The organism is Maribacter litopenaei (assembly GCF_025244665.1).
GTDB classification, from domain to species: domain Bacteria; phylum Bacteroidota; class Bacteroidia; order Flavobacteriales; family Flavobacteriaceae; genus Maribacter; species Maribacter litopenaei.
In genome coordinates this window covers 2,094,748-2,117,278 of record NZ_CP104205.1, presented here as the reverse complement: position 1 = coordinate 2,117,278, position 22,531 = coordinate 2,094,748, and the positions used below count along the sequence as shown (strand labels likewise).

At 40.3% G+C, this 22,531-nt stretch carries 29 protein-coding genes and 1 pseudogene; 14 read left to right on the top strand and 16 right to left on the bottom strand.

The annotated features are described in order from the left end of the window. Window positions 1-23: 23 nt before the first annotated feature. Window positions 24-1,130, bottom strand: a complete 1,107-nt coding sequence (locus NYZ99_RS11405) for an LETM1-related biofilm-associated protein (protein WP_338039451.1) — start codon at window positions 1,128-1,130, stop codon at window positions 24-26. 337 nt (window positions 1,131-1,467) lie between these two features. On the opposite strand from NYZ99_RS11405, the gene NYZ99_RS11400 reads away from it, so the two are divergent. The 4 genes from NYZ99_RS11400 to NYZ99_RS11385 all read left to right on the top strand — a co-directional run bounded on the left by NYZ99_RS11400 (window position 1,468) and on the right by NYZ99_RS11385 (window position 4,329). Continuing rightward, window positions 1,468-2,178 carry a DUF4331 domain-containing protein gene (locus NYZ99_RS11400; protein ID WP_260571259.1) on the top strand — a complete coding sequence of 237 codons (711 nt, stop codon included), beginning with the start codon at window positions 1,468-1,470 and terminating at the stop codon, window positions 2,176-2,178. 23 nt (window positions 2,179-2,201) lie between these two features. Further along, window positions 2,202-2,972, top strand: coding sequence for a DUF4331 domain-containing protein (locus NYZ99_RS11395; RefSeq protein WP_260571258.1), 771 nt, complete (start codon window positions 2,202-2,204; stop codon window positions 2,970-2,972). Between the two features lie 78 nt (window positions 2,973-3,050). Beyond that, window positions 3,051-3,737, top strand: coding sequence for a tetratricopeptide repeat protein (locus NYZ99_RS11390; protein ID WP_260571257.1), 687 nt, complete (start codon window positions 3,051-3,053; stop codon window positions 3,735-3,737). Next, entirely contained in the window at window positions 3,682-4,329 is a 648-nt protein-coding gene (locus NYZ99_RS11385) for a tetratricopeptide repeat protein (protein WP_260571255.1), read from the top strand. The genes NYZ99_RS11390 and NYZ99_RS11385 overlap by 56 nt, the downstream gene beginning before the upstream one ends. A gap of 352 nt (window positions 4,330-4,681) precedes the next feature. Here NYZ99_RS11385 and NYZ99_RS11380 read toward each other — a convergent pair whose 3' ends face one another. From NYZ99_RS11380 to NYZ99_RS11360, 5 genes are all read right to left on the bottom strand, one after another. After that, window positions 4,682-5,110, bottom strand: a complete 429-nt coding sequence (locus NYZ99_RS11380; RefSeq protein WP_260571254.1) for an MMPL family transporter — start codon at window positions 5,108-5,110, stop codon at window positions 4,682-4,684. Then, entirely contained in the window at window positions 5,065-5,724 is a 660-nt protein-coding gene (locus tag NYZ99_RS11375) for an RND transporter family protein (RefSeq protein WP_260571253.1), read from the bottom strand. The genes NYZ99_RS11380 and NYZ99_RS11375 overlap by 46 nt, the downstream gene beginning before the upstream one ends. Next, the gene (locus tag NYZ99_RS11370; RefSeq protein WP_260571252.1) at window positions 5,703-6,773 is read right to left on the bottom strand and encodes an MMPL family transporter; all 1,071 of its coding nucleotides are present in this window, start codon (window positions 6,771-6,773) and stop codon (window positions 5,703-5,705) included. Before NYZ99_RS11370 ends, NYZ99_RS11375 begins: the two co-directional genes overlap by 22 nt. A 209-nt stretch (window positions 6,774-6,982) precedes the next feature. Further along, entirely contained in the window at window positions 6,983-7,249 is a 267-nt protein-coding gene (locus NYZ99_RS11365) for a hypothetical protein (protein WP_420845121.1), read from the bottom strand. After that, window positions 7,186-7,764, bottom strand: coding sequence for a DUF547 domain-containing protein (locus NYZ99_RS11360; protein ID WP_260571250.1), 579 nt, complete (start codon window positions 7,762-7,764; stop codon window positions 7,186-7,188). The genes NYZ99_RS11365 and NYZ99_RS11360 overlap by 64 nt, the downstream gene beginning before the upstream one ends. 188 nt (window positions 7,765-7,952) lie before the next feature. On the opposite strand from NYZ99_RS11360, the gene NYZ99_RS11355 reads away from it, so the two are divergent. Together NYZ99_RS11355 and NYZ99_RS11350 are read left to right on the top strand one after the other, a co-directional pair. Next, complete coding sequence (locus tag NYZ99_RS11355; protein WP_260571248.1) at window positions 7,953-8,654, top strand: glycosyltransferase; 702 nt, start codon at window positions 7,953-7,955, stop codon at window positions 8,652-8,654. Next, the gene (locus NYZ99_RS11350; protein WP_260571246.1) at window positions 8,620-9,708 is read left to right on the top strand and encodes a VOC family protein; all 1,089 of its coding nucleotides are present in this window, start codon (window positions 8,620-8,622) and stop codon (window positions 9,706-9,708) included. The genes NYZ99_RS11355 and NYZ99_RS11350 overlap by 35 nt, the downstream gene beginning before the upstream one ends. Window positions 9,709-9,747: 39 nt before the next feature. Here NYZ99_RS11350 and NYZ99_RS11345 read toward each other — a convergent pair whose 3' ends face one another. From NYZ99_RS11345 to NYZ99_RS11310, 10 genes and pseudogenes are all read right to left on the bottom strand, one after another. Beyond that, on the bottom strand, window positions 9,748-9,900 hold the full coding sequence (locus NYZ99_RS11345) for a hypothetical protein (RefSeq protein ID WP_260571245.1): 153 nt from the start codon (window positions 9,898-9,900) through the stop codon (window positions 9,748-9,750). A gap of 54 nt (window positions 9,901-9,954) precedes the next feature. Beyond that, window positions 9,955-10,116, bottom strand: coding sequence for an anti-sigma factor (locus NYZ99_RS21875; protein WP_338038976.1), 162 nt, complete (start codon window positions 10,114-10,116; stop codon window positions 9,955-9,957). Window positions 10,117-10,170: 54 nt separating this feature from the next. Further along, window positions 10,171-10,368 (bottom strand): hypothetical protein, encoded by a 198-nt coding sequence (locus tag NYZ99_RS21870; protein WP_338038975.1) that lies wholly within the window; start codon window positions 10,366-10,368, stop codon window positions 10,171-10,173. A 26-nt stretch (window positions 10,369-10,394) separates the two neighbouring features. Continuing rightward, the gene (locus tag NYZ99_RS21865; protein ID WP_338038974.1) at window positions 10,395-10,751 is read right to left on the bottom strand and encodes a hypothetical protein; all 357 of its coding nucleotides are present in this window, start codon (window positions 10,749-10,751) and stop codon (window positions 10,395-10,397) included. Beyond that, on the bottom strand, window positions 10,751-11,287 hold the full coding sequence (locus NYZ99_RS11335) for an RNA polymerase sigma factor (protein WP_260571244.1): 537 nt from the start codon (window positions 11,285-11,287) through the stop codon (window positions 10,751-10,753). Before NYZ99_RS11335 ends, NYZ99_RS21865 begins: the two co-directional genes overlap by 1 nt. A gap of 73 nt (window positions 11,288-11,360) precedes the next feature. After that, window positions 11,361-11,950, bottom strand: a pseudogene (locus NYZ99_RS11330) (superoxide dismutase family protein). Window positions 11,951-12,170: 220 nt separating this feature from the next. Continuing rightward, window positions 12,171-12,881: a DUF2490 domain-containing protein gene (locus tag NYZ99_RS11325; RefSeq protein WP_260571243.1), complete on the bottom strand. Its 711-nt coding sequence runs from the start codon at window positions 12,879-12,881 to the stop codon at window positions 12,171-12,173. A gap of 212 nt (window positions 12,882-13,093) precedes the next feature. Continuing rightward, window positions 13,094-14,542, bottom strand: a complete 1,449-nt coding sequence (locus NYZ99_RS11320; RefSeq protein ID WP_260571242.1) for a S9 family peptidase — start codon at window positions 14,540-14,542, stop codon at window positions 13,094-13,096. After that, the gene (locus NYZ99_RS11315; protein ID WP_260571241.1) at window positions 14,473-15,039 is read right to left on the bottom strand and encodes a TolB family protein; all 567 of its coding nucleotides are present in this window, start codon (window positions 15,037-15,039) and stop codon (window positions 14,473-14,475) included. Before NYZ99_RS11315 ends, NYZ99_RS11320 begins: the two co-directional genes overlap by 70 nt. A gap of 253 nt (window positions 15,040-15,292) precedes the next feature. Next, window positions 15,293-15,766 (bottom strand): methyltransferase domain-containing protein, encoded by a 474-nt coding sequence (locus NYZ99_RS11310; RefSeq protein WP_338038973.1) that lies wholly within the window; start codon window positions 15,764-15,766, stop codon window positions 15,293-15,295. 138 nt (window positions 15,767-15,904) lie between these two features. On the opposite strand from NYZ99_RS11310, the gene NYZ99_RS11305 reads away from it, so the two are divergent. From NYZ99_RS11305 to NYZ99_RS11270, 8 genes are all read left to right on the top strand, one after another. Then, on the top strand, window positions 15,905-16,216 hold the full coding sequence (locus NYZ99_RS11305; protein WP_260571240.1) for a hypothetical protein: 312 nt from the start codon (window positions 15,905-15,907) through the stop codon (window positions 16,214-16,216). Continuing rightward, window positions 16,213-17,175 carry a hypothetical protein gene (locus tag NYZ99_RS11300; protein WP_260571239.1) on the top strand — a complete coding sequence of 321 codons (963 nt, stop codon included), beginning with the start codon at window positions 16,213-16,215 and terminating at the stop codon, window positions 17,173-17,175. The genes NYZ99_RS11305 and NYZ99_RS11300 overlap by 4 nt, the downstream gene beginning before the upstream one ends. Window positions 17,176-17,201: 26 nt before the next feature. Further along, complete coding sequence (locus tag NYZ99_RS11295; RefSeq protein ID WP_260571238.1) at window positions 17,202-18,134, top strand: TolB-like translocation protein; 933 nt, start codon at window positions 17,202-17,204, stop codon at window positions 18,132-18,134. Next, a complete protein-coding gene (locus NYZ99_RS11290) occupies window positions 18,043-19,146 on the top strand; it encodes a S41 family peptidase (protein ID WP_260571237.1) in 1,104 nt (367 codons plus the stop codon). Before NYZ99_RS11295 ends, NYZ99_RS11290 begins: the two co-directional genes overlap by 92 nt. A 274-nt stretch (window positions 19,147-19,420) precedes the next feature. Then, window positions 19,421-19,660, top strand: coding sequence for a GNAT family N-acetyltransferase (locus NYZ99_RS11285; RefSeq protein ID WP_420845120.1), 240 nt, complete (start codon window positions 19,421-19,423; stop codon window positions 19,658-19,660). A 57-nt stretch (window positions 19,661-19,717) separates the two neighbouring features. Further along, complete coding sequence (rsgA, locus tag NYZ99_RS11280; protein ID WP_260571236.1) at window positions 19,718-20,785, top strand: ribosome small subunit-dependent GTPase A; 1,068 nt, start codon at window positions 19,718-19,720, stop codon at window positions 20,783-20,785. Between the two features lie 177 nt (window positions 20,786-20,962). Further along, window positions 20,963-22,147 carry a hypothetical protein gene (locus NYZ99_RS11275; protein ID WP_260571235.1) on the top strand — a complete coding sequence of 395 codons (1,185 nt, stop codon included), beginning with the start codon at window positions 20,963-20,965 and terminating at the stop codon, window positions 22,145-22,147. Between the two features lie 136 nt (window positions 22,148-22,283). Then, window positions 22,284-22,526 (top strand): restriction endonuclease, encoded by a 243-nt coding sequence (locus tag NYZ99_RS11270; protein WP_260571234.1) that lies wholly within the window; start codon window positions 22,284-22,286, stop codon window positions 22,524-22,526. Window positions 22,527-22,531 lie beyond the last annotated feature (5 nt).

Genomic DNA, 22,531 nt, shown 5'->3' with positions numbered 1-22,531 from the left:
AAAAGTATTCCTTTTAAGAACGACTATTCTTCCTTTTCCACCCTATTTTCGTCAAATGCCGAGGGTAATAATTTGGGAATCAGTTTAATAAATATTGGAAGCAATATAGCACCGCCAGGTAACAGAAAAATAGCCAAGGAAGGGATACTTTTAAAAATATCCAATAATTGTGACTGTACCTTCTTCTTCTCTTCTTTGGAAAGGTCACTTATGGTCGATTTTGAAAGCAAGGCTACCAGTTCCGCGCTTTCAGAAAGTTCTTTGTGCAAACGCTTTCTATTCCTCAGTATGAGCCTATTGACCAGCTTTGACATACTGTCATAAAACTGAACGGCCATATTGTGTTCCTGTAAAAACGGAATGGTTTCCTTATGGGAACTTATGAAGTAAGAAACATGGGACAATGAATCCCGAATCGTTTCTTCATCTAACTTTAAATCCTTGCCAATACCATAAATAAATTCAGACTCCATATATTCAAGGGAATGGTCTTCCCATACCGTAAGGCAGGCCAAATCCAGTAGATATCTTTTTTCCCATTCGTCTTCATTTACAACCAGATGTTGTCTATAGGCATCGTCAAATTTTTTTGAATCACTGTTGATAAAGGTGAGCGAGGATGCCAGTAATTGCGCCAATTTTTCATCTTTCCTATTCTTCTCCTTGGAATTTAAGGCGTGATAGGTAATGTTAATCGCCAGATACTCGAGAAGTTGGGCATGTTTCTTAATTCCTTTTGCATTCAACAAATACCTTCGGAAAAGGAGGACATCTATGAACAAAAGAGAGTTTGTGATGGAACTGTTGAAGGTCTTACTTATGATATTATCCTCTAAATAAATGCGGGATTCCAAGATTTTTTCCAATTTCGAAGAGGTCTTGCTTCCGGAAAAGAGTTTACCAAGAAAGGTAACCTTGTTTACCTCTAAAGTCTCGTAAAACTGGAATATCCTTTCTAAAAAGGATTCAAAATCAGCACGTTGAGTTTCTATTTTAAAGGTAAAATAAAGGGCCGTTACCAAGTTTATCTTGGCTTTTTCATCTTCTGAAAATGCATGTTCGGAGAAATGAAATCTGGATAGCCGGTATTGATACCATACACAAAACCTATATTTTTTAAATCCTTGAATAGTTCCTTGAAGGTACCGTAATGCCCATCATGGTTCTTTACCAACGATCCAAACTTATCTATCCAACCATTCGCCGATGGATTCATTACCTAGGTATTTAGAAAAGTGCAAAGTTAGCCAATTGCATGTTCTTGTTTCCTTCCAAAATTGTTATACGATATACTTTTTAATCTGGATTACCAGATATTCTAGTACTGAAGTTGCAAAGGAAATCAAGCTTAACTTTTCTCTAGATAAAAATCCGGGAACCGGTATTTAACTTTCTTTTAACATTTAAAACAAAACCCTCAAGGGACTGCTGCGTAGGTAAGGGTGATTTAATCTAAAAACTATCACTATGAAAAACAAAACTCTTTTAACCGGTCTTGGGATATTGGCACTCGTTGCGACCCTATTGGTGGCTGCCGACCACATTGACGCCCCGCATTCTATGGGAACCAGTGCCGATATTGCTGATTTTTATGCCTTTGAACCCACCGTAGGTTCGGACAATACGGTGTTTGCCGTAGATCTACAATCCAATGTTTTGCCGGATTTGGCCTATGGGACCTTTGACGAGAACATTTTAACGGAAATCAATATAGATACTGATGGGGACCTGGTAGAAGACTTGGTCATCCAAGCGATACCTAGGGATGGAAAAATGTACTTTTTTGGATCGGTTGCCCCCAGCAGTACCGGATTGAACGGTATGGTCATGGTGAATAGTCCATTGGGATCTGTAGATATTTCTACCGATACTGCCATTGTAGAAACCACGGAAGATGGAGTCTCATTGTTCGCCGGGCCACGGCAGGATGCTTTCTTTTTTGACTTTTTTCAGTTTAACGCTGTAATAGGAGGGATGGCACCCGAAGGTTTTAAACCTGCAGGTGATCCGGATTCCACGGATGACGATGATACGACCGCCGTGGATACTTTTGATGGCGCCAATACGATGTCCATTGTCGTGGAATTACCTAACACTATATTGGGTGAAACTACTGCTATGAATGCTCTTGGACTTTCAGTATACAAAACGTGGGTAACCACGAATGCTAAACAATAATTAACGAACTAAAAGATATAGAGATGAAACTAGATACAATAAAATATGTTTTTCTGTCAATTTGTACTTTGACTGTTTTGACAGGATGCAATAATGATGATGATTATACCCCGCCCATGGCCATGGCTACGTGTAGTGATGGAATAATGAACGGTGATGAAACAGGGGTAGATTGTGGAGGATCCTGTACCCCTTGTGAGGATGGAATGGAACCTATGATGCCGGATTTTTCAGGAACATATGCCCAAGTCGATTTTATGGGCAGACCTGGTATTAATACTGTTTTAAGTGCAGATGATGAAACAAAAAATGCCTATAACAAGGCAATTCCATCAGAAATGGGGAGTATGTTTCAAGCCGGATTTGAGGCAAGATTGGAGGCTTATCACGATGTATACGCCAATTTATTGGGTGCCAACCCCGAGGATGTGAACTATGAGCCCAATATTCTTGGTTTGGATGCCGCTACATTAACCGGTTACTTAGCTGCGGATGTTCTTGAAGTGGCCCCAAACCTTCCCACAACCTATTTTGACCCGGGTACCGATAATGATATGGATGGTAGAATTTTGGTGCAAGACGGTGACGAGGTTGCATTGACAGGAAGAAGGCCTCAGGATGATGTCATCGATATATCCTTAATACTGTTGTTCGGAGGTATGGAAGGTGACCGTTTTAGTGGTCAGGATACCGATATGGACGGTACTCCCGATTTACCAAGATTGACTTCTGATGGGGTAGCCTTAACGGCAGACATCTCAACAACATTCCCTTATTTGGGAGCTCCTGAATAAAGACTATGAAAAAGAGGAGCAAGGGGGAGTTAATGCTCCCCCTTTATAAATACTATTAACAATCCGAAAACCATCAAGATGAAATTATACATATACATATTGGGGCTATTGCTCGTATGCTCGTGTTCTGAGGAGAGCAACAATCGTGTGGCCTCCCAAAGGGATTACGATAAATATCTCGTAACACATGCTCCCAAAACCACGTCCAAATATTTTGAATTATGGAATTCCAAGATAAGATTGGATAGTATGCAGCTAACCAGTTTTGGTATAGTTGGCGGCGAGTATGGTAGATATTTCAAGGAAACGGGGGATATCTCCTATTTGAAGAAGGCCGAAAGGAGTCTCAAAAGAGCCGTGGAAATAGCTTCTGTAGGTAGGGCAGGCTATAGGCGGTCTTTGGCAAGAAATTATATATCACAACATCGATTTAAGGAAGCGTTGGTGCTGGCGAATGAAGCTAGGGAAATTGGCACGGATCCAAAGGAAAGTCAATACCTGCTCTTTGATGTCCATTTGGAGTTAGGAAATTATAGAACTGCGGAAAAATATTTGGATAGTACCAAAAACATGAAAGATTTTGGTTACTTGATACGACTTGCCAAATGGAACGACTATAAGGGTGATTTGGAAACGACCATCAACTTTATGGAGAAGGCAAAAGGCCTTGCTGTGGAATCCAAAAATAGGGACTCTGATTGTTTGGAGTGTGACCAATCTTGCGGATTACTACGGCCACGCTGGGAGGATAGAGGATTCCTATGACCACTACCTTAAAGCATTGGAAGTGGATGCCAATAATGCTTATGCCAAAAAGGGAATTGCTTGGATAGTCTTCTCCCATGATAAAAATCCAAAAGAAGCCTTAAGAATACTGGATTCTATTACGGAAAACCACAAAGCACCCGATTACTTTTTGTTGAAGGCAGAAATAGCTGATTATATGGGAAACGATTTAATCAGACTTGAAAATATCCATACCTACTTTACGGAAATTGAAAATCCATCATACGGACAGATGTATAATGCCTACAATTTGGATGTGTTGATAAATGAAACGGAGCAATTTGAGAAAGCATTGCAACTGGCCAAGGAAGAAGTTAGCAATAGGCCCACTCCGGAATCCTATAGTTGGTTGGCCTACAGTTATTTAAAACTGGGTAATCCCGAAAAGGCCAAGGAAATAATTGACACATATGTTATTGACCAAACGTATGAGCCATCCCTATTATATGTGGCTGCGACCGTTTACAAGGCAAATGATATGGCAGAAAGGATCAATGAACTGAAACAAGAACTTTTAGGGGCCCTCTATGAATTGGGTCCTGGCATGGAAAGCGAAATTCGAGGGTTGTAATAAGTTTTCATTTCCGGTTTGTATGTATTAGGTTGGATTGTTTTTTGGAAAAACGTCATGGTTAAACCGGTCATGGCGTTTTTTATTTTGGTGCATTTCATCGAAAAGTTAACAATAATTAACAATGGAACAGATGAAATACATATATTTATCGTTGAAATGCATAATAAAGCTATTTGTTAAGCCCCAAAACTTAGAAATAGTATATGAATTTGACCAAACCAAACTTTTAAAATTCGCTTGTTATGGAATACCTACTCTTTACTTTGTGGATTGCCCTAATGGCCTTTATGGTTGGAAAAACAATAGTGGCCCATCGTTCACTTAAAAAAATGTTGGATAGGAAATAAAACTACGCTTCCCTTAACATTTTACGTATCAATACAGGTAACAGAAGTACATCTAAAATAAGAGCGGTTACTAACGTTACACTGATGATAATTCCTATGGTGATACTAGGTTGATGTATAGAGAACAATAATACCAAAAATCCAAAGAAGAGGATTATGGTCGTTATTACCAGGGCCCTACCTGTATGTGCAAAAGTCTTTTGCAATGCTTCTTCTTGTGTTAGTCCTTGCGTCCTCCCTAATTTATATTTGCCTAGAAAATGAATAGTGTCGTCCACGGCTATCCCAAATACGATGGCAAATACCACCGATAAGGATGCCTCTAGTGGTATGCTTAGAAAACCTAGCACGGCACCGGCAAATAGAATGGGCAAAATATTAGGGATCAATGAAATAATGAAAATTTTAAAATTTCTGAATACCAAGACCATAATAATCCCAATGAGGAGTAGTCCCGAAACAACCCTTCAAGCAAACTACTTCGAATATATTCGGAATTCTTGTCCAATAGCAAACTCTTTCCGGTTACCTTGACCCTAATTTTTGTAGTATCCAAATCGGTTTTCGCATATTGCTCAATTCTATCATACACTACTTTCAGACTATCCGTACCAACATCCTGAAGTCTACCGTTGATACGGGCCATAGAGCCATCTTCGTTCACAAACCGATTGAGTTGTTGTCGCCCCAACTTATTTATATCCTTCTTATACTTTTCAAAAGTGGCCGCATCATCCGGAAAGGTCATAAAATCAGACTTATTTAGATTATAGGCTTTGTGAAGTATTTTAAAGGGTAAATTCGAGGATTGGAGATTTCCGATGGAAGCAATAGTATTTAAATACCCCATTAGCTTTTCAATCTCCAAGGCTACGGAATGGTCGAGAACTTTGTAGGTATCCTGAGACATAACGGCAATTTCTAATGGCCTAAAACCAGCGTAGTTTTGTTGGAAAAATTCAAAATCGGCCGCAATTTCACTGTTATTGGGCAGTGTTCTTTTAAACTCATAATTGGTACTAATCAAACTGATACCCCGAAACAAAACCCCGTAAATAGTAGGGTACCTGCCAAAATGGATTTTGGGTAATTTTTTGTAAAAGTGTTGATTTTAAGGAGTTGGTCTACCCACTTTTTAGAAATACTCCTTCTTCCCAATAACATTTTCTCCGGCAAACTAATCAATAGTGAACCTGTAAAGAAAATAACCGTTAAATAAGCCACCATTACTCCAATAGCGGCATTGATGCCAAATTCCTGTATACTGACCAATCTGGAAGATAATAAGGTGATAAAGCCAACTGCCGTGGTTACAGATGTAAGCAAGGTAGTGAGGCCCACTTCCCGCAAAGATGAACGTATGGCTTTATATCTAGGAATGCCGGACTGGATTTTTCTAATAAAACTATCCGTAACATGAATCACATCCGAGGTACCTACAATGAGCATTAAAACTGGGTAAAAAGCTGCCATCGCATTCAATTCCTTGCCCCAAAGCGCCAGTATGCCCATAAAGATGATAAGGGATAGGCAAATGGAAACCATGGAAATAAACACTAGGGGAATACTTCTATACACCAATAGCAAAATGATTAAAACCAAAATGGCCGCTATAATGCTAGTTTTGAGGACCTCACTTTTTTGCATATCAACGATCGCTTCGAGAAAAAATGCCCTTCCCAAAATGTGATAATTATCCAATTGATGGGTTTTGAGAGATGCTCTAACTTGGGAAAGCAACAACTCCGCCTGTTGATAATCTATGTCGTCCTGTGTCCTTAGGGCAACTACGGTTGAGCTTGCATTGCTATCGATTAAAAAATTGACAAAGAGTCCATCCTCCTTGATTTTTTCCCAATCTTTTTTATAGGCAAGGGGGTCGTCTCTATGAATAACGGGCAGTTGCGTAAAACCAAAAGAGGTTTTTAGTGGGTAGGATAGTGTCGTTAATGAACTGCTTTCCGTAACAAAATCAAAGTCTTTACTTTCTACTGAAAAGGCATGGAATTTTTTCAAGAAATCCTCATCAAAAACAGTAGGGTCATTCTCAATGGCAATCAATAGGAAATTGTCGTCCGTGCCAAATTCCTCCACAAATGCTTGATAAAACTCGGATCCGGGTCTTCCTCCGGAAAAAATTGACTAAAATCAAAAGAAAATTTTAGTCGAGGTAGTAGGGAAGCCGAGAATACAGCAATTAGCAAGAAAACAACTATGCAGACTTTTTTTACAAGGGAAAGATGATTCATGTAGTGAGACTTCCGTCTATAGGCAAAACAACACTATTTTTCTAATGCCTAAGGTTAAAGGGTCACAAAATTATCCAATTTCAAGGTCCAATCATAATTTTTATAGTCCAAGTCTATTCCTTTGGTCGTTGGAATAAGGCCTTCCTTCTTTAAAATGTCCTTTACTCCATCCGTACCACCAAAATCGCCCCGAAACCAACTAAATAATGTGGTTACCTTTGCCTCTTTTTCTTTTGGGTCATACTCTGTAGTACGCTTTAGATAGTTGGATGTACCCTTGGCGAATTGCTCATCCAATCTTTTCCAATCATAAATAGCCACAGGTGGACAGTCTTTTGCACCACAATTGAGGGCAAAATGTATTCGGTAATCGGCTCCTCAACCCTTAATCTTTTTTCGAACTCTCCGGGAAATAGTTTTCCAATAAATCCCAATCCATATTCCCATTGGGACCCCCTAATAATACCATGTTCTATTTTTTCAAAGGATATATCTTCCCCTGCTATGGCTATTTGATCGGCTTTGAAAAAATCATTTCTATCCTTATACAAGTCCGGGTTCTTTTGAAGAATTACCTGAATATAGGCATTGTAGATATTTACCCAAAAGGCTAATTTTTTATCGTTGTTGTCCAAGGCCTTTTCCAAAGCTTCTATGGATACCTTGGATAAGGTTTTCTGAACACCTTCTGTGCTTTCATTGTTTTTTATTTTGACCAAAAACTCCATGGAAAGTTCATTGAAATCAATATTTTCCTCCTGTGTTTGAGCCTTAATGGTTAAGCACCCTATGAAAAAAATTATAGGAAGTATCCGTACTATATTCATGTGTTTCATATCCTTGTTTTTCCTCACTTACGAAGTTGCGATGGGTAAGGTTTTGTATTAGGTCGTAATTAATCAACAAACTTTCTAAATTAATGTCAATAAATGTATACCGGAAACAAAACCCTTCCCATTCTTATTACGTAGATTTAATAAATTTCAAGTATCAAGATACTTGCTAAGCCCTCATTTTTACCGTAATGATCAGTATTATTATCCCCGCACATAAGGAAACTGAAAACATTGACTCTTTAGTACGTAAACTAGCCAGTTATACAGCTTCAGAGCCTTATGAGATAGTAGTGGCGCTGTCCCCGGTATCAAAGGTGAATTTCGATGCTGAGGTCATGCAAAGTGCCCAATTCTTAAAGTGCGAGCGGAAGGGTAGGGCGACCCAAATGAACGAAGCTGCCAAAATAGCCAAAGGGGATGTATTGGCGTTTTTGCATGCTGATGTTAAACCACCAAAAACCTTCTTGCGTGACATTCGAAATACCATTGATAGCGATTTTGACGCCGGATTTTTTTCCTATCGGTTTGATAAGGACAGCCTACCCCTAAAAATAAACGCTTATTTTACAGCTAAGGACGGGCTATTTACGGGTGGGGGAGATCAATGTTTGTTTATTAGGAATAAGCTTTTTGAAAAATTGGGAGGTTTTAATGAAAACCAAGTATTGATGGAGGATTTTGAGTTTTTTAAACGTATGAAAAAGCATAAGCTCAGATATAAAATCGTAAAAAGTAACCTCATTGTTTCTGCAAGAAAATACGAATCCAACTCCTACCTGCGGGTAAATCTTTCCAATTTATTACTTGTGATATTATTTAACATGGGGTATAGCAGTAAAAAATTAAAGACTATTCATGACAAACTCATCAGAACTCCCTACAACTCCTGATATTATTAACGGGATTCAACAGGTAGGTATAGGTGTATCCGATACCAAGACGGTTTTCAATTGGTATAGAAAACATCCGGGTTTTGACATCCTTCTTTTTAAGGATGAAGCCCCCGCCACGTTAATGAAAAAATATACCAGTAATGCCGTATGCCATAGGAATGCCTATTTGTCACTTAACATGATGGGAGGTGGAGGTTTGGAAATATGGCAGTTTATGGACAGAAAGCCCCAAAAACCCAAGAATCCAATTATTACGGGAGATTTGGGTATTAATGCCATGAAGATACGGAGCAACAACATCGCAAAGAGTCATGAAACGCTAAGAAGTTTAGAATTAAAATATTTGACAGATATTATCAAAAATGATGTAGTAGGAGATTCGTTCTATTTTCAGGATACTTGGGATAATTTGGTCGAAATAGTACAGGACAATTATTTATATACCAAGACCCATTTTAGTACAGGGGGTGTTTTAGGAGTGGTCATAGGAGTTTCGCATATGCCTGATGCATTACATTTTTACAGGGAACTCTTGGGCTATGGCACCATACTCTCAGAGGAGAATATACGATTGCCACTCAATACAGGCGGTAGAAAAAATGGTCTGTATAGAAAAGTAGTCTTAGGGCATTCCCGGCCAAAATTCGGGGGTTTTGGTGCGTTACTGGGACCTACTCAAATAGAATTATTGCAGGCTTTGGACAGAAATCCAAACAAAATATTTGATAATAGGACATGGGGGGATTTGGGCTACATCCATGTTTGTTTTGATGTATCGGGAATGAAAGGATTAAGACATCGTGCCGCTTCTTTAAAGTATCCCTTTACCGTAGACAGTGCCCAAAGCTTTGATATGGGAGACGCTGCCGGCCATTTTAGTTATGTGGAAGATCCGGATGGAACTTTAATTGAATTTGTAGAAACCCATAAAGTGCCCATTTTTAAGCCATTGGGTTTGTACCTAAATTTAAAGAAGAGGAACCCGACAAAGCCCTTACCTAAATGGATGGTAAGAACATTGCGCTTTCATAGGGTTTTACAGGACCTTTAAGGGAGATTTATTCCTTACTTTTTGTGGTACGTATGAGCCCTATTCCAGAGAAAAAAAGATTCCTCCCAATACAGCGTAAACGATCAATGCTTTTGTTGTTCCCGCACCATTACCAAAAAGAATGGCTGCATATACCGGACCACCAATACCTAGAAGGGTGAGTACTGTACCAAATAGTTTCTTCAAATCCATGCGGGAAAAATAGTAAATTTTAGATTATCTGATAGGTATAGATAATCAAATTGTTTAGGATGCTGAAACCACACCTAAGGTGTATAGTTGTTCCAGGGTTGGGGATTCACTACCACCAGCAGGTTCCAATGTTATACCAAACGCTTCTGATTCATTGGGGTTGTTTAAGGTAAACACCTTATTTTCATCCATAGCAAAGTCTTCTAATAATCCCATACTTGTTGGTGTCAATGGCGATAACTTCAACGACCATACTTGATAAACAAATCCTTACGGTGGCTCCGGTAAACCTTGGGCATCTATAAAAACTTTTTCCTCTTGTTTGTTCCAATAGGCCTTGGCATAGGAATGCAGGGATACATCTTGTCCACCTAATGGGATGACGGAAATATTTTGATCCCGTAAGGTATTCAAAAGGTCTTGGGTTTTTTCCAAGGAGGTATTGGAATCGGCTATTTGCTGTTCCAATTGTTGATTTTGACTTTCTACCAACTCTAATTCGGATTCCAGTGCTTTGTTTTGGTTGTATACCCGAATAATCCAATAGCCAGTAAAATGGAAGCGGCCCAACCTATATAAGCTGTCCAGGATACAGGCTTTCTTTGTATAGGTATAACCTTTGTTTCTCCTGAATTTTCCAATCTGGGCTTAAGGGTTTCAAAACCCTTAGCAGGCAAGTTTGTGGCCTTATGTGAAATTTCCAATACCGCAGCTTCAATGGCTTCGATTTCAGCCTTGATTTCAGGATATTCTTGGGCATAGGTATGTACCTCTAGGTTTTCTTTTTCAGAAAGAATCCCGGCCACATATAGTTCCAATATTCCGGACGCTATGTATTCTTGTACATCCATTATCTTTCTCCCATATTTTCCCTTAACTTGGAAATACAGCTTCTATTTCTAGTTTTGACAGTTCCCACCGGTATGGCCAGTTCTTCGGCAGCTTCCTTTTGGGTGTATCCTCTAAAGTAAAGTAGCTCAATAAGCTGAACACATTTTTTCTTAAGGGTTTTTACCAATTTCCTAAGACCCTTGGTTTCCATCGTATCTACGCTTTCTTCTTCCTTACTTTCCAAAACACTTACGAAGTAGTCTGCGGAAAGGTTCTTTTTTTCATTTTTATACGACCTACTGCGTATTTCATCGATGGCTGCATTCCTGGCAATATTCAATATCCAGGTAAAAAAGCGTCCTTTGGAAGCATTATAGGTTGTTGCATTGTCCCATATTTTGACAAATACATCCTGACAAATTTCTTGGGATCGTGCTTCGTTCCGTACAATGGTATTGATGACCCCGCAAATATTATCGGCATACATACCGTAAAGGGTTTCAAAAGCGGACATATCCTTTTCCCGAAATTTCTCAACCAATTGTTCCAATTGCATAGCCGTGAATTTAGCGATTAAAAATAAAAAAAGCCACCGCTGAGGGTGGCTTTTATCCTGATCTTTTTTAATCCTATTCAATAATGCCGGTACAGCTAACTCTTGCTCCCGCTGCGCCACTTGGTTGACTTGTAAAATCGTCTGATCCCTGGTGTACTATTACAGCCTTGCCAACAATATTCTTATTGGGGTCTTCACAACCAATACACCATTGGTCGTAGAAAATTCAACTGTTGCGGTGCCATCGGCATTCGCGGTAAAGTTACCAATGTCACCTTTATGATAGCCTTCGCTGGCTCCCCACTTACCATGCGGTTCGTTAGTTGGATTCCAGTGTCCACCTGCCGATGTTCCATCGGCGGCGGAACAGTCCGCAGTTTGGTGAATGTGAATGGCATGCTCACCTTCTGAAAGACCTGTAAAGGAGGCCATCATTTTAACCTCACCGTCCTCTTCCGTGAATTCCACCTCTCCTTGTACGCCACTGTCACTTTTTGGCTCCATCATAAATTTAATGGATTGTACTTCTTCTTCCATTGTCATCTCTTCCATTGCCTCTTCCGCTTCGTTTGCGGCATCATTGGATTCCTTTTTTGCTTCTTTACAACTAAAGATCGCTAAAAGGGCCAATGTGACCAATGGTAATTTTATTACTTTTTTCATGTGATTAAATTTATATTAACGAATTGATAATTAAGTATTTACTTTCTTAGCTAATTTAAATTGCCACAACAAAACCCTCAATGAGGATTTCAATTGTTCTTGTTTTAAATTTACGTTTGTTAAAATTAAGAAAATCCCAGCGCTATATGAACTCATATCCCAATCATTTTAACAGTATTCGGTAATTTGTTGGAATATGGAAGGAAACTATTGGGAATTCCTATTTTTTACCGAAAAGCCCACGCAAATCCGGATTGTAAAAAACGGCCACTTGTAAACGATCATAGTTTACGGTTCTAAAATGGTTTTTAAGATATCCCGCCTGTACACTTAAATTGTTTGTAACATTCACCCCCACTGCGGCATACAATCGGTTTTGGTCAAAAGCTTCGTTCTGTAGATTGATAAATATTTCATCGTAAAAATTCAAAAAGAAAATATCGGTGAGCGGAACTGTCATTTGAAGTCGATAGCGCGTTCTGTGCTGAGTGCTTTTTGTATTCAGGTCACTATCGGTTATAAAACGCTGTTCCAAACGATACCGATGCTCAAACAACAATTCCCAAACCTTATTCTTTAAAATGAATTGTTCAAAAATTCGGTGTTCAGAAATCTTATCGGAAGCTGGTTCTTCAAGGTCTAGCACGGCCGATTCAAAATATGTGGGGTCTGTTTTAATAAAGGCATATCCGGCAGTGGCGATGGCATTTCCATCGATATGATAATTGAGACCTGTTCGTAGCAATAACTGGTTGAAGTTTTTGGCTTGCTCAAAATATCGGAGTTGTGCCTCTGTATGGATGCTCCATTTATCCGCAATTTGGTTGGTACCAAAATACATATGCCAGCTTCCCAGTTTGTCCTCGCCGTTTTCCTGGGCCACGGCCATTGTGGAGATAATGCTCAATACTACCCATAGTAATTTCCTCATAGATACTGCTTCTTCAAGTTTTATTAAGTGAAGTGGTTTAAACTTTTACAAATTGGCTAAAAAATTGCCCCTTTGCACCCATATTTTGTCTTTTTATTGCTCCGTAGCCCAGCTATGCAGCTCAAAAAAGCCTTTATATGGGCACAAAATCATCAATTTTCGCTTCAATTCAAAAACTTTAAACCACTTCAGTATGTAAAATGGACTTTGATCTAAATATCACTTTCTATGGATTCCCCGTCCTTAATGGGAGTTCCTTCATCCCCTTTTAGGTACACATCCAAAAATTGCAAAACCCTGCTATAGGCCTCTATTTGATTTTCTTTTTTTACGAATCCATGGCCTTCATCCTCAAAGAGCACGTATTCCACCGGTACGCCATTTTTTTTCACGCCCGCCACTATTTCATCAGATTCTACCTGAAGCACCCTGGGATCTTTGGATCCTTGTAGCACGATCAATGGTTTGGTGACCTTGTCGGTATGAAACAGCGGGGAAATGGCCCTTAATCTGACCGAATCCGCGCTATTAGGATTCACGAGTTCCAAATACAATGCATCCTTAAAGGATTCCCACCATGGTGGGATGCTGCGCAACGTTCGGATCCAATTGGTCACTCCAAAAAGATTCACACCTACATCAAATTCCTCCGGTGTATAGGTCAAGGCCGCCATGGTCATATAGCCCCCGTAGGAACCACCAATAATTCCAATTTTATCCGAGTCTATTTCGGGTTGGGAGGCCAGCCAATTTTTGCCCTCCACACAATCCTTCAAATCCTTGTCCCCATGATTAAGGTCATCCATTTTATAAAAGGATTTACCGTACCCACTACTTCCTCGGTTGTTCACAGCCAACACGGCATAACCATGATTCACCAAATATTGGATAAAAGAACTGAAATTCTGTCCGGATTGCCCACCCGACCACCATGTACCCGAGACCAAGGCAGGTACCTTGTTCGCTTCGGATGCTTGGTGGGGTTTGTAATAGATGGCAGGAATCTCCAGTCCGTCAAAGGATTCATATCGGATAACCTCCGCGGAAACTAGGTCATTTTGATCAATTTCTGTGTTCAACACGTTGGTCAATTGTTTCTGTTCTTTGGTCTCCAAATCATACACATAGAGATTACTGGGAGTTTGTGACCCACCTGCATAAAAACGCATCATATTTTCATCATCAGAAAAACCCACATTCGTAATATCCATGTTGGGGAAGGAGGGAAGGTCTATATTCTTTCCTGTGGCGGTTTCCATTACTTCAATAACATTTTTGGCGTCCTCGTTGATATAGGTTACCTGATAGGTACCATCTTTGGTGAAATAACTGCCCATGATATCCCAATCACGCTCCATTACTTTAGTACTTTCACCAGTGGTTATGTCGTACTTCATGAGATAGGAAAACTCGTTCCCAAAATCGGTTGTATAGTAAAGGGCCGTACCATCCGGTGTAAAATCCTGACCGTTATTGGCACTTTGTTCCTTGTTGATCTGGGTCTTTTCCTTGTTTTCCAGATTATATAGAAAGAGATTGGAATCGTTGGTGTTCAACGACTTGGACAGCGCCAAGTATTTTTGGTCCTTACTTAATGGCCCGATATCGTAGCCCTCATCGTTTTGATACAAGAGTTGCGGTCTGTAGTCCAAAAAATCCATTTTGTACAGGTCATAAAACGGGAATCCCTTTTATTGGAAGTAAAAAAGAAACTCTTTTTGTCTTCCGACCAGGAATGAAAACTGGCACGTGCTCCTTCGGTAGGGGTCAAATCCGTAAAGCTGCCGCTCAGGTTACGGATATAAATATGATAGATTTCATCCCCATTGCCATCCATTCTAAAGAGCATGCGCTCGTCCCTAGGGAAATAGGAAATGGCAAATACAGAGGAACTGTCCGATTGCGTAATGGGTTCCATCTCCCCACTGTCCGTTGAAATGGTATACATATTGTAAATCCCGGATCGATTACTGGATATTAACAGCTTGGAATTATCAGGTGAAAAACTACCGCCTCCAATGGCCTCATTGTCCATCATCTGTTCAATGGTATAGGATTTTACCGATTTGGCCATGGAAGTATCCGATTCTTCCTTGGATTCTTGCTTACAGCTCCATGCAATAATTACAAGGGCACCGAATATGGCTAATTTTTTCATGAGATTGATTTTTTAGAATTCATACGCACAGGTATAGAACCAATACGCCTAAAGATACGGTAAAAGCAGTGGAAGACCGATGTAAAAAACCGCAAACTTATTTGGTATGTGCCCATAATTTTCCAATACAGCGGATTAGTTTCGCTCAAAAATTCCAAATAGCTCCTTGCCTTGGCGCTCCGGAATGGAATTATAACAGGATTCAAAAGTTCGGACGTTAAAGTAAGGTGCTAAATAGCGCATGTAAAGGTCTTTATTGCCACCAAAGGGCCGTTTTTCCATATCTCCTGTCAAGGGAAAATCGAACCGAGAGTCCAGCCAGGATTCCATCAGGTTTTAGCAATCTGTGCATTTGTTCAAAGTACCGACTTCTATTTTCGTCCGTAGGCACCAAGGAACAGAAAAAGGTTTGCTCCAAAATAAGGTCATAGGTTCCGGTGTGGGTAAAGAAGTCTTCATGTAAAATCTGGTTTTCCGGGAAACGCGGATTCCGATTTTTTAATTCGTTCAAGGGAATTTCGGAGACATCCAGTACATGTATATTTTCAAATCCATTTTCAATAAGATATTCGGCCTCATAGGCATTTCCTGCACCCGGGATTAGTATCCTTTGGTTTTTGTCGGTTAATTGGTCCGCAAATTCCTTGATAGGTGTCGAGGGGTAACCAATGTTCCATCCCGTGGAACCGGCCTCGTACCTTTGGGTCCAATAGGTTTTGTCATCCATGGTAACTAGCTTTCGGAAACGAAAATAGGTACAATTTTGAAAGGCATCGCCGATTCTTGACCATGTATACAAATATTTGGTACAAATACACACAATTTACCTATCTTCCGAAGATTAAAAACCAAGCAAAAACCGAGAATGAGAAACTATCTTCAACTACTTTCCATTACCCTATTCTTTACCTCTCAAATTAATGCCCAAGACAACCCTCAATGGTTGCGTTATCCTTCCATATCACCCGATGGTACTACCATTGCCTTCACCTACAAAGGGGATATTTACCGGGTTTCAAAAGACGGTGGCGTTGCCCAGCAACTCACCTTTCATAAAGCCCATGATTATCAGGTAATATGGAATAAAAAGGGGGATTCCTTGGCTTTTGCATCCAACCGATTTGGTAATTTCGACATTTATGTGATGAATGCCCGAGGGGGGAGGCGACTCGATTGACCTTCCATAGTAATGATGAAACACCATATACTTTTTCATCCGACAGCAAAAGTGTCCTTTTTGGAGCGGCCAGGCAGGACGATGTAAAGCATCGCCAATACCCTATGAGCAGGCAGCCGGAACTGTATAGCGTTCCTGTGAACGGTGGCCGTGTGGATAAAGTGCTTACGGTCCCTGCGGAGGATGTGCAGGTGAACTCCGATGGCACCCAATTAGTGTATCATGATAAAAAGGGCTTTGAGGATACTTTTCGTAAGCACCACACTTCCGCCATTACACGTGATATCCGGATATATGATAAGGAAAGCGGGGCGCATACCAAACTGACCAATTTTGATGGCGAGGATAGTAATCCTGTGTATGGTAAGGACGGAAATACCTTGTACTACCTGAGTGAGGAGAGTGGTACTTTTAATGTGCATTCATTGGATTTGAACAATCCTGAAAATAAAGAACAGTTAACCTCTTTCAAGACCCATCCCGTTCGTTTTTTGAGCATTGGGAACGGGATCATGGCCTTTAGCTATGACGGGGAGCTCTACACTTTTGAAGAAGGGTCTGAGCCGCAAAAAGTGGATATTATCATCCGTACGCAATCCGCAACGAACGCTATGGAATATGTATCCATTAATGGTGGTGTTCGAGAGATGGATATAGCGCCCAATGGTAAGGAAATAGCATTTATAAGCCGTGGAGAAGTTTTTGCCACTTCCGTGGATGGCACTATGACCAAACGATTGACCAATACACCGGAGCAGGAACGTTTTCTAAAATTCATGCCGGATGGAAAGGGAATCGCCTATGCCAGTGAGCGAAATGGGAAATGGTCTATTTTTAAGACTGTAAAGCAACGAAAAGAGGAGCCCTACTTTTTTGCAGCTACCTTGGTTGAGGAGGATACCTTGTTGACCGACAGTACGGATGTGTATTTGCCGAGTTTTCGCCTGATGGTAATTTAATAGCCTACATCGAAGGGCGTAGAACCTTGAAAATCAAAAACTTAAAAACAAACGAAGAGGTGACATTATTGACCCCAAAAGACCTCTACCATTTCTCCGACGGGGATAAATACTACCAATGGAGTCCGGATAGTAAATGGTTGTTGGTGGATTGGGGAGTGACCTTGAGTAATAGCGAAATTCTATTGATTTCTGCCGATGGCAAGACCCGAAAAAACCTTACCGAAAGCGGCTATTATGATATGCAGCCCAAGTGGATAGGGGATGGGAACCAGATTATTTGGTTCTCCAACAGGAATGGATTAAAAAGCTATGCTACGAGTGGCCAGTCGGAGTTCGATGTATACACCATGTTCCTCACCCAAGATGGTTGGGACAAATTCAATCTATCCAAAGAGGAATATGATTTAATGAAGCTCATTGAGGAGGGAGATAAAAAGGAGGAGGATAAGACGGATGACAAGGAGGATAAAAAGAAAAAGAAGAAAGATGATGATTCTAAAGAAGAGGCGGTAAAACCCTTGAAATTTGATTTGGAAGGTACCGAGGACAGAAAGACCCGCCTTACGATACATTCTTCCAAACTGAGCGATGCGGTGTTGTCCAAAGATGGGGAAAAGCTGTATTACCTCACTCGTTTTGAGGAAGACTTAGATCTTTGGGAAACCGAAATCCGTACCAAGGAGACGAAAAAACTGGTCAGCCTTGGAGCGAAGAGCGGTAGCCTGCAGTGGGACAAAAAACAGGAAAACCTGTATTTATTGGCGGACGGTAGTATTGCCAAAATAGATGTGAAAGCTAGCAAAAGGGAACCCGTTAAGTTGAAGTCGGAAATGGTTCTCGGATGCCGATGCCGAACGAAAGTATATGTTCGACCATATTTGGTTACGCACCAATGGTATTTTCTATCACTCCAATTTTCATGGTATCGACTGGAAGGCCATGCGGAGCGAGTATGAAAAGTACCTCCCGTATATTGGCAATAATTATGAGTTTGCTGAAATGATTTCGGAACTCTTGGGGGAGCTGAATGTTTCCCATGCAGGAGGTCGCTACAACGACAATATCGATAATGGTGACGCTACGGCCTCCCTGGGAATTTTTATGGATTATGACCATACCGAAAACGGTATCAAGATTGCCGAGGTAATCAAGGGTGGACCTTTGGATAAGGCCGGCTTTGACTTAAAACCTGGGATGATCATTGAAAAAATAAATGGGGAAACCATACTACCTTCCAAGGATGTGGCCAGTTACTTGAATCGCAAGGAAGGGGAATTCATGTTGTTGGATATTTTAGGCGAGGACAATGGACGTAAACAGATTACCGTAAAACCCATTTCCTTAAATGAGGAGGGCGGACTACTATACGATCGTTGGGTAGAGACCAACGAAAAGGAAGTAAAGGAAAAGAGTAACGGTACCCTTGGCTATGTGCATATTCCCGGTATGAGTGATGGGCCCTATCGTTCCATTTATGAGGAAATGATGGGCAAGTTCTTTGATAAAAAAGGGGTAATCGTAGACACCCGATTTAATGGAGGGGGCGACTTAGTTGCGGATTTGGCCATGTTCTTTACAGGGGAATCCTTTTTATCCTATGAAACCGAGGATCGCGTCGTAGGAGGGGAGCCCACCTCACGTTGGACGAAACCCACCTTGGCCATGTACAACGAATCCATGTATAGTGATGGTTCCTGTTTTGCCAGTGGCTATACGGAACTGCAAATAGGGACCACGGTGGGTATGCCTGTACCGGGTACCTGCAGCTTTGCCGGTTGGGAGCGCTTACCGAACGGAGGTGTTTGGGGCGTTGTGCCCGTAAGTGCCAAAAATAAGGCCGGTGAGTGGATGGAAAACAATGAGACTGATCCTGATATTCTCATTAAAAATCAACCCGAGGTCATTGCCAAAGGCCGAGATCAGCAATTGGAAAAATCCATTGAGGTGCTGATGGGCCAGGTGAAATAATATGAAAAGATGGGTCGGTTTATGAATTGAAAGTGAAGTTCAGGAATCTAGTTTTGAAAAATCTATCGGCAACAAAGAATTTCTAAAAAAAACATATGATGAAGCCAGTAACGGATATAAAACCCATTCAAGACTTATTAAAGGAAAACAAGCTTCCCTACCAAGATTTGGAGGAATCCCAAGTGGCATTCATTACGAAGGAAAAGGATGGGAAGCTGCTGGGATGCATAGGTATTGAAACCTATGGTACTCATGGCCTGTTACGGTCCTGGCGGTGTCCGACGAACATAAAGGTTTGGGTATTGGAACGCAATTGCTGGATGCATTGTGCGATGCCAGTAAAAGGAACGGAATTCAAAGGTTGCATTTATTGACCACCACGGCCGATGCCTATTTTAAGCACTTTGGTTTTTCTGTGGCGGAACGCTCTCAGGCCCCATCCTCCATTGCCAACACCAAGGAATTCTCGGAGATATGCCCTTCGAGCTCCGTATATATGACTTTGGACCTTTAATTTTGTAAGGGTCATTTCGATTTTACTACATGACCTTCGAAATAAATTAGGATAAAAATGACACTGGAAGATTTGGGATATACCGATGATTTGGAAAAGCAGCGACAAGGGTTGCATCCGGGTTCCTTCGGTATCGGTAGGGTTACCCAGGAACATAAGGATCGATATACCATTAGCACGGAATCCCATGAATTGGAAGGGGAACTGATCGGGAATTTGCGATTTTCGGCGTCCAGTAGGAACGATTTTCCGGCGGTGGGGGATTGGGTGGCGATTTCGGAATATGACGAAGGGAAGGCATTGATACATGCCATTTTACCCCGTTATTCCGTGTTGGAGCGACAGGCTGTGGGTAAATTCGGGGAAAAACAGATCATTGCCTGTAATATAGATTATAGTATCATTGTACAATCGGTCAATAGGGATTTTAGCTTAAATCGGTTGGAGCGCTACTTGACCATTTGCCATGCGGCCCACATTTCGCCTATTATCGTTATTTCAAAAATAGATCTGGCTGAAAAGCACGAGGTAAAGACCTTGTTGGAAAAATTGAACCACCGTATAAAAGCTGTCCCGTTCATTCCGTTGAGCAATGAAACCCATGACGGGATAGAGGAGTTGAAAAAGTATTTGTACAAAGGAAAGACCTATTGTCTTTTGGGTTCCTCGGGTGTGGGAAAATCCTCGTTGATCAATAGCCTGAGCGGGGAAAGCAAGATGAAAATAGGAGAGATAAGTGATAGTGTGAATCGCGGGAAACATATAACCACCCATCGCGAATTGATACCCATGGTCCAAGGGGCCATCTTGATCGATAACCCAGGGATGCGCGAGGTGGGTATCACGGAAAGTTACGGTGGCTTGGAAAACACCTTTGAAAAAATATACAAACTGGTCCGGCAATGTAAATTTTCAGATTGCCAGCATACCACGGAAATTGGTTGTGCCGTAAAGACAGCCTTGGAAAAGGGAGAGATTGATGCAGCCGCCTTTGAGAATTTTTTAAAAATGGAACGGGAAAAGGAACACTATGAATCCACTATTGTCGAAAAGCGCAAAAAGGACAAGGACTTTGGAAAGATGATAAAACAAATAAAAAAGGATAGAAAGTCAAACAAGTATTGAACTGACCCAAGGTCGAAGAAATAAAATGGCAACTATAAATTTCCACCATTTTGTGGTTTTCCTTGCTTAAGCCAACTATTTGTAGGATTTTTAAAGTAGTTGTGCTAAAAAGGAAATATTGGTACTAATACACATATACAATTGTTATGTAGCATTTAAACTAACAGCCAGGAAAATTTGAAAAACGTACTATTTAATAATTCGATAACTAAAGGTTCATTACTTGGAACTACAACGAGACTAACTGCACAACAAGAGTCTGAAATACTAGCTGGTTTATTTGAACAACTTTTACTTTTTGACAAGATTGTTTTAAGTACGGACAAAAATAATCTAACTCTAGTTTTTCTAATTTCAAAACTTGGACTTGAAACAGTAGAACGACTTATTAGAAGTGGGTATATACTCTTTTCAATTAAATCAGCTGCAATTTTTACAGGAACTGGCAGACAAAGAGAAGATGGAACTATTGACGAATCTGTTATTTATACTCAACCACCAATAGTTGGAGGAAGTTTAAATGGAGATGACATTGACCCAAGCATAAATATTTACAGAGCTTTAGTACGCTTTGGACTTAGCAAGAAAGAGAGAAATAGGCTAATCAAAAATATAGTGCCAAAATACCTTGTAAATGAAGGACTGGAAATAAGCAGTAATGCTGCTAAAGTTGTTATTGATGCCTACGTAAATAATAATCTAGAAAACTTAGGACTTCCCTTTGAAAAAGACCCTTTTGATTTAAACTTGGAGGAAAGAAAAATTCTTTTTGATTTAGGACATACTGTATTGGACACTTCTATTACGGCTAAAAATGGATATAAAAGCTACAATAACTATGAACATTTAGAAATTTCAAAAAAGAACCTTGAGAACATTGGAAAAGCTTATAAAATTTCAGAAAATGTTTCGGAAATTCTTAAAATAGAAAATACACCTGACCTAAAAGCTATGTTCTATCAAGGAGGTTTTGATATTAGTGATATTTTCAAACTACGGCATTTATCAAGTGCAAAATATTTCAGAAAATGGATAAATGAAGTTGGGGAAAATTCGGATTCAAGTGAAATTACGGAGGCTTACATAAATGAAGTTGCTGGAGCAAAAAAATTTTTTGAGACAACAAAGGGTAAATTAATTAAAAACACATTTCTTTTTGGAGCAATGTCTGGATTAGGAACTCTAATTGCTGGATCAATTGGAGGAGCAGTTGGAGCAGCTGCCAAACCTGTAGTAGAACCTGCTGTAGATTACGGTTTAGGACTTTTGGAGGAATTTGTATTAGATGGAATAATTGAGGGGAAAAATCCGAAAAGCTATATTGACAAACTAAAAAAAGAAATAAATAAAACCGCTACATAACAATGGCTATAAGTAATTGCTTGTTCTCGTCTACTTCTGAAAATCCTCGCGGATTTTCAGTTTGGTGTGTACTTGCAAAGTTAAGTGCTAGCCCACGCAACTACTCATAGCCGAGACCGTTGGGCACATTTAAAAAATGATATATTCAACAGACGACATAGACTTTAGTAAAATCTCACCAAATGAGTTTGAGAGATTATGCTTTGAACTATTATTGAAATATGGTTATAGGCAAATCGTATGGCGACAAGGTGGAGCTGATAATGGACGAGATATTGAAGGATATTTTGATTTCAACAACCCAATATCAGACCAACGTACGAAGTGGTTCTTTGAATGTAAGCATTATACAAGCGGTGGTGTACCTCCGAACATTTAAATTCA

Bases quoted from the DNA above. Each gene is read 5' to 3' on its own strand.
- NYZ99_RS11335 (WP_260571244.1), bottom strand. From the start codon at position 11,287: ATGCAATTGGAACAATTGGTTGAGAAATTTCGGGAAAAGGATATGTCC.
- NYZ99_RS11320 (WP_260571242.1), bottom strand. From the start codon at position 14,542: ATGGATTTTTTGGACTACAGACCGCAACTCTTGTATCAAAACGATGAG.
- NYZ99_RS11360 (WP_260571250.1), bottom strand. From the start codon at position 7,764: ATGAAACACATGAATATAGTACGGATACTTCCTATAATTTTTTTCATA.
- NYZ99_RS11395 (WP_260571258.1), top strand. From the start codon at position 2,202: ATGAAACTAGATACAATAAAATATGTTTTTCTGTCAATTTGTACTTTG.
- NYZ99_RS11400 (WP_260571259.1), top strand. From the start codon at position 1,468: ATGAAAAACAAAACTCTTTTAACCGGTCTTGGGATATTGGCACTCGTT.
- NYZ99_RS11290 (WP_260571237.1), top strand. From the start codon at position 18,043: ATGTTCGACCATATTTGGTTACGCACCAATGGTATTTTCTATCACTCC.
- NYZ99_RS11315 (WP_260571241.1), bottom strand. From the start codon at position 15,039: ATGAAAAAATTAGCCATATTCGGTGCCCTTGTAATTATTGCATGGAGC.
- NYZ99_RS11345 (WP_260571245.1), bottom strand. From the start codon at position 9,900: ATGGATTTGAAGAAACTATTTGGTACAGTACTCACCCTTCTAGGTATT.
- NYZ99_RS11325 (WP_260571243.1), bottom strand. From the start codon at position 12,881: ATGAGGAAATTACTATGGGTAGTATTGAGCATTATCTCCACAATGGCC.
- NYZ99_RS11305 (WP_260571240.1), top strand. From the start codon at position 15,905: ATGAGAAACTATCTTCAACTACTTTCCATTACCCTATTCTTTACCTCT.
- NYZ99_RS11350 (WP_260571246.1), top strand. From the start codon at position 8,620: ATGACAAACTCATCAGAACTCCCTACAACTCCTGATATTATTAACGGG.
- NYZ99_RS11390 (WP_260571257.1), top strand. From the start codon at position 3,051: ATGAAATTATACATATACATATTGGGGCTATTGCTCGTATGCTCGTGT.
- NYZ99_RS11310 (WP_338038973.1), bottom strand. From the start codon at position 15,766: ATGGATGACAAAACCTATTGGACCCAAAGGTACGAGGCCGGTTCCACG.
- NYZ99_RS11270 (WP_260571234.1), top strand. From the start codon at position 22,284: ATGATATATTCAACAGACGACATAGACTTTAGTAAAATCTCACCAAAT.
- NYZ99_RS21865 (WP_338038974.1), bottom strand. From the start codon at position 10,751: ATGGATGTACAAGAATACATAGCGTCCGGAATATTGGAACTATATGTG.
- NYZ99_RS11355 (WP_260571248.1), top strand. From the start codon at position 7,953: ATGATCAGTATTATTATCCCCGCACATAAGGAAACTGAAAACATTGAC.
- NYZ99_RS21875 (WP_338038976.1), bottom strand. From the start codon at position 10,116: ATGGGATTATTAGAAGACTTTGCTATGGATGAAAATAAGGTGTTTACC.
- NYZ99_RS11380 (WP_260571254.1), bottom strand. From the start codon at position 5,110: ATGGTCTTGGTATTCAGAAATTTTAAAATTTTCATTATTTCATTGATC.
- rsgA (WP_260571236.1), top strand. From the start codon at position 19,718: ATGACACTGGAAGATTTGGGATATACCGATGATTTGGAAAAGCAGCGA.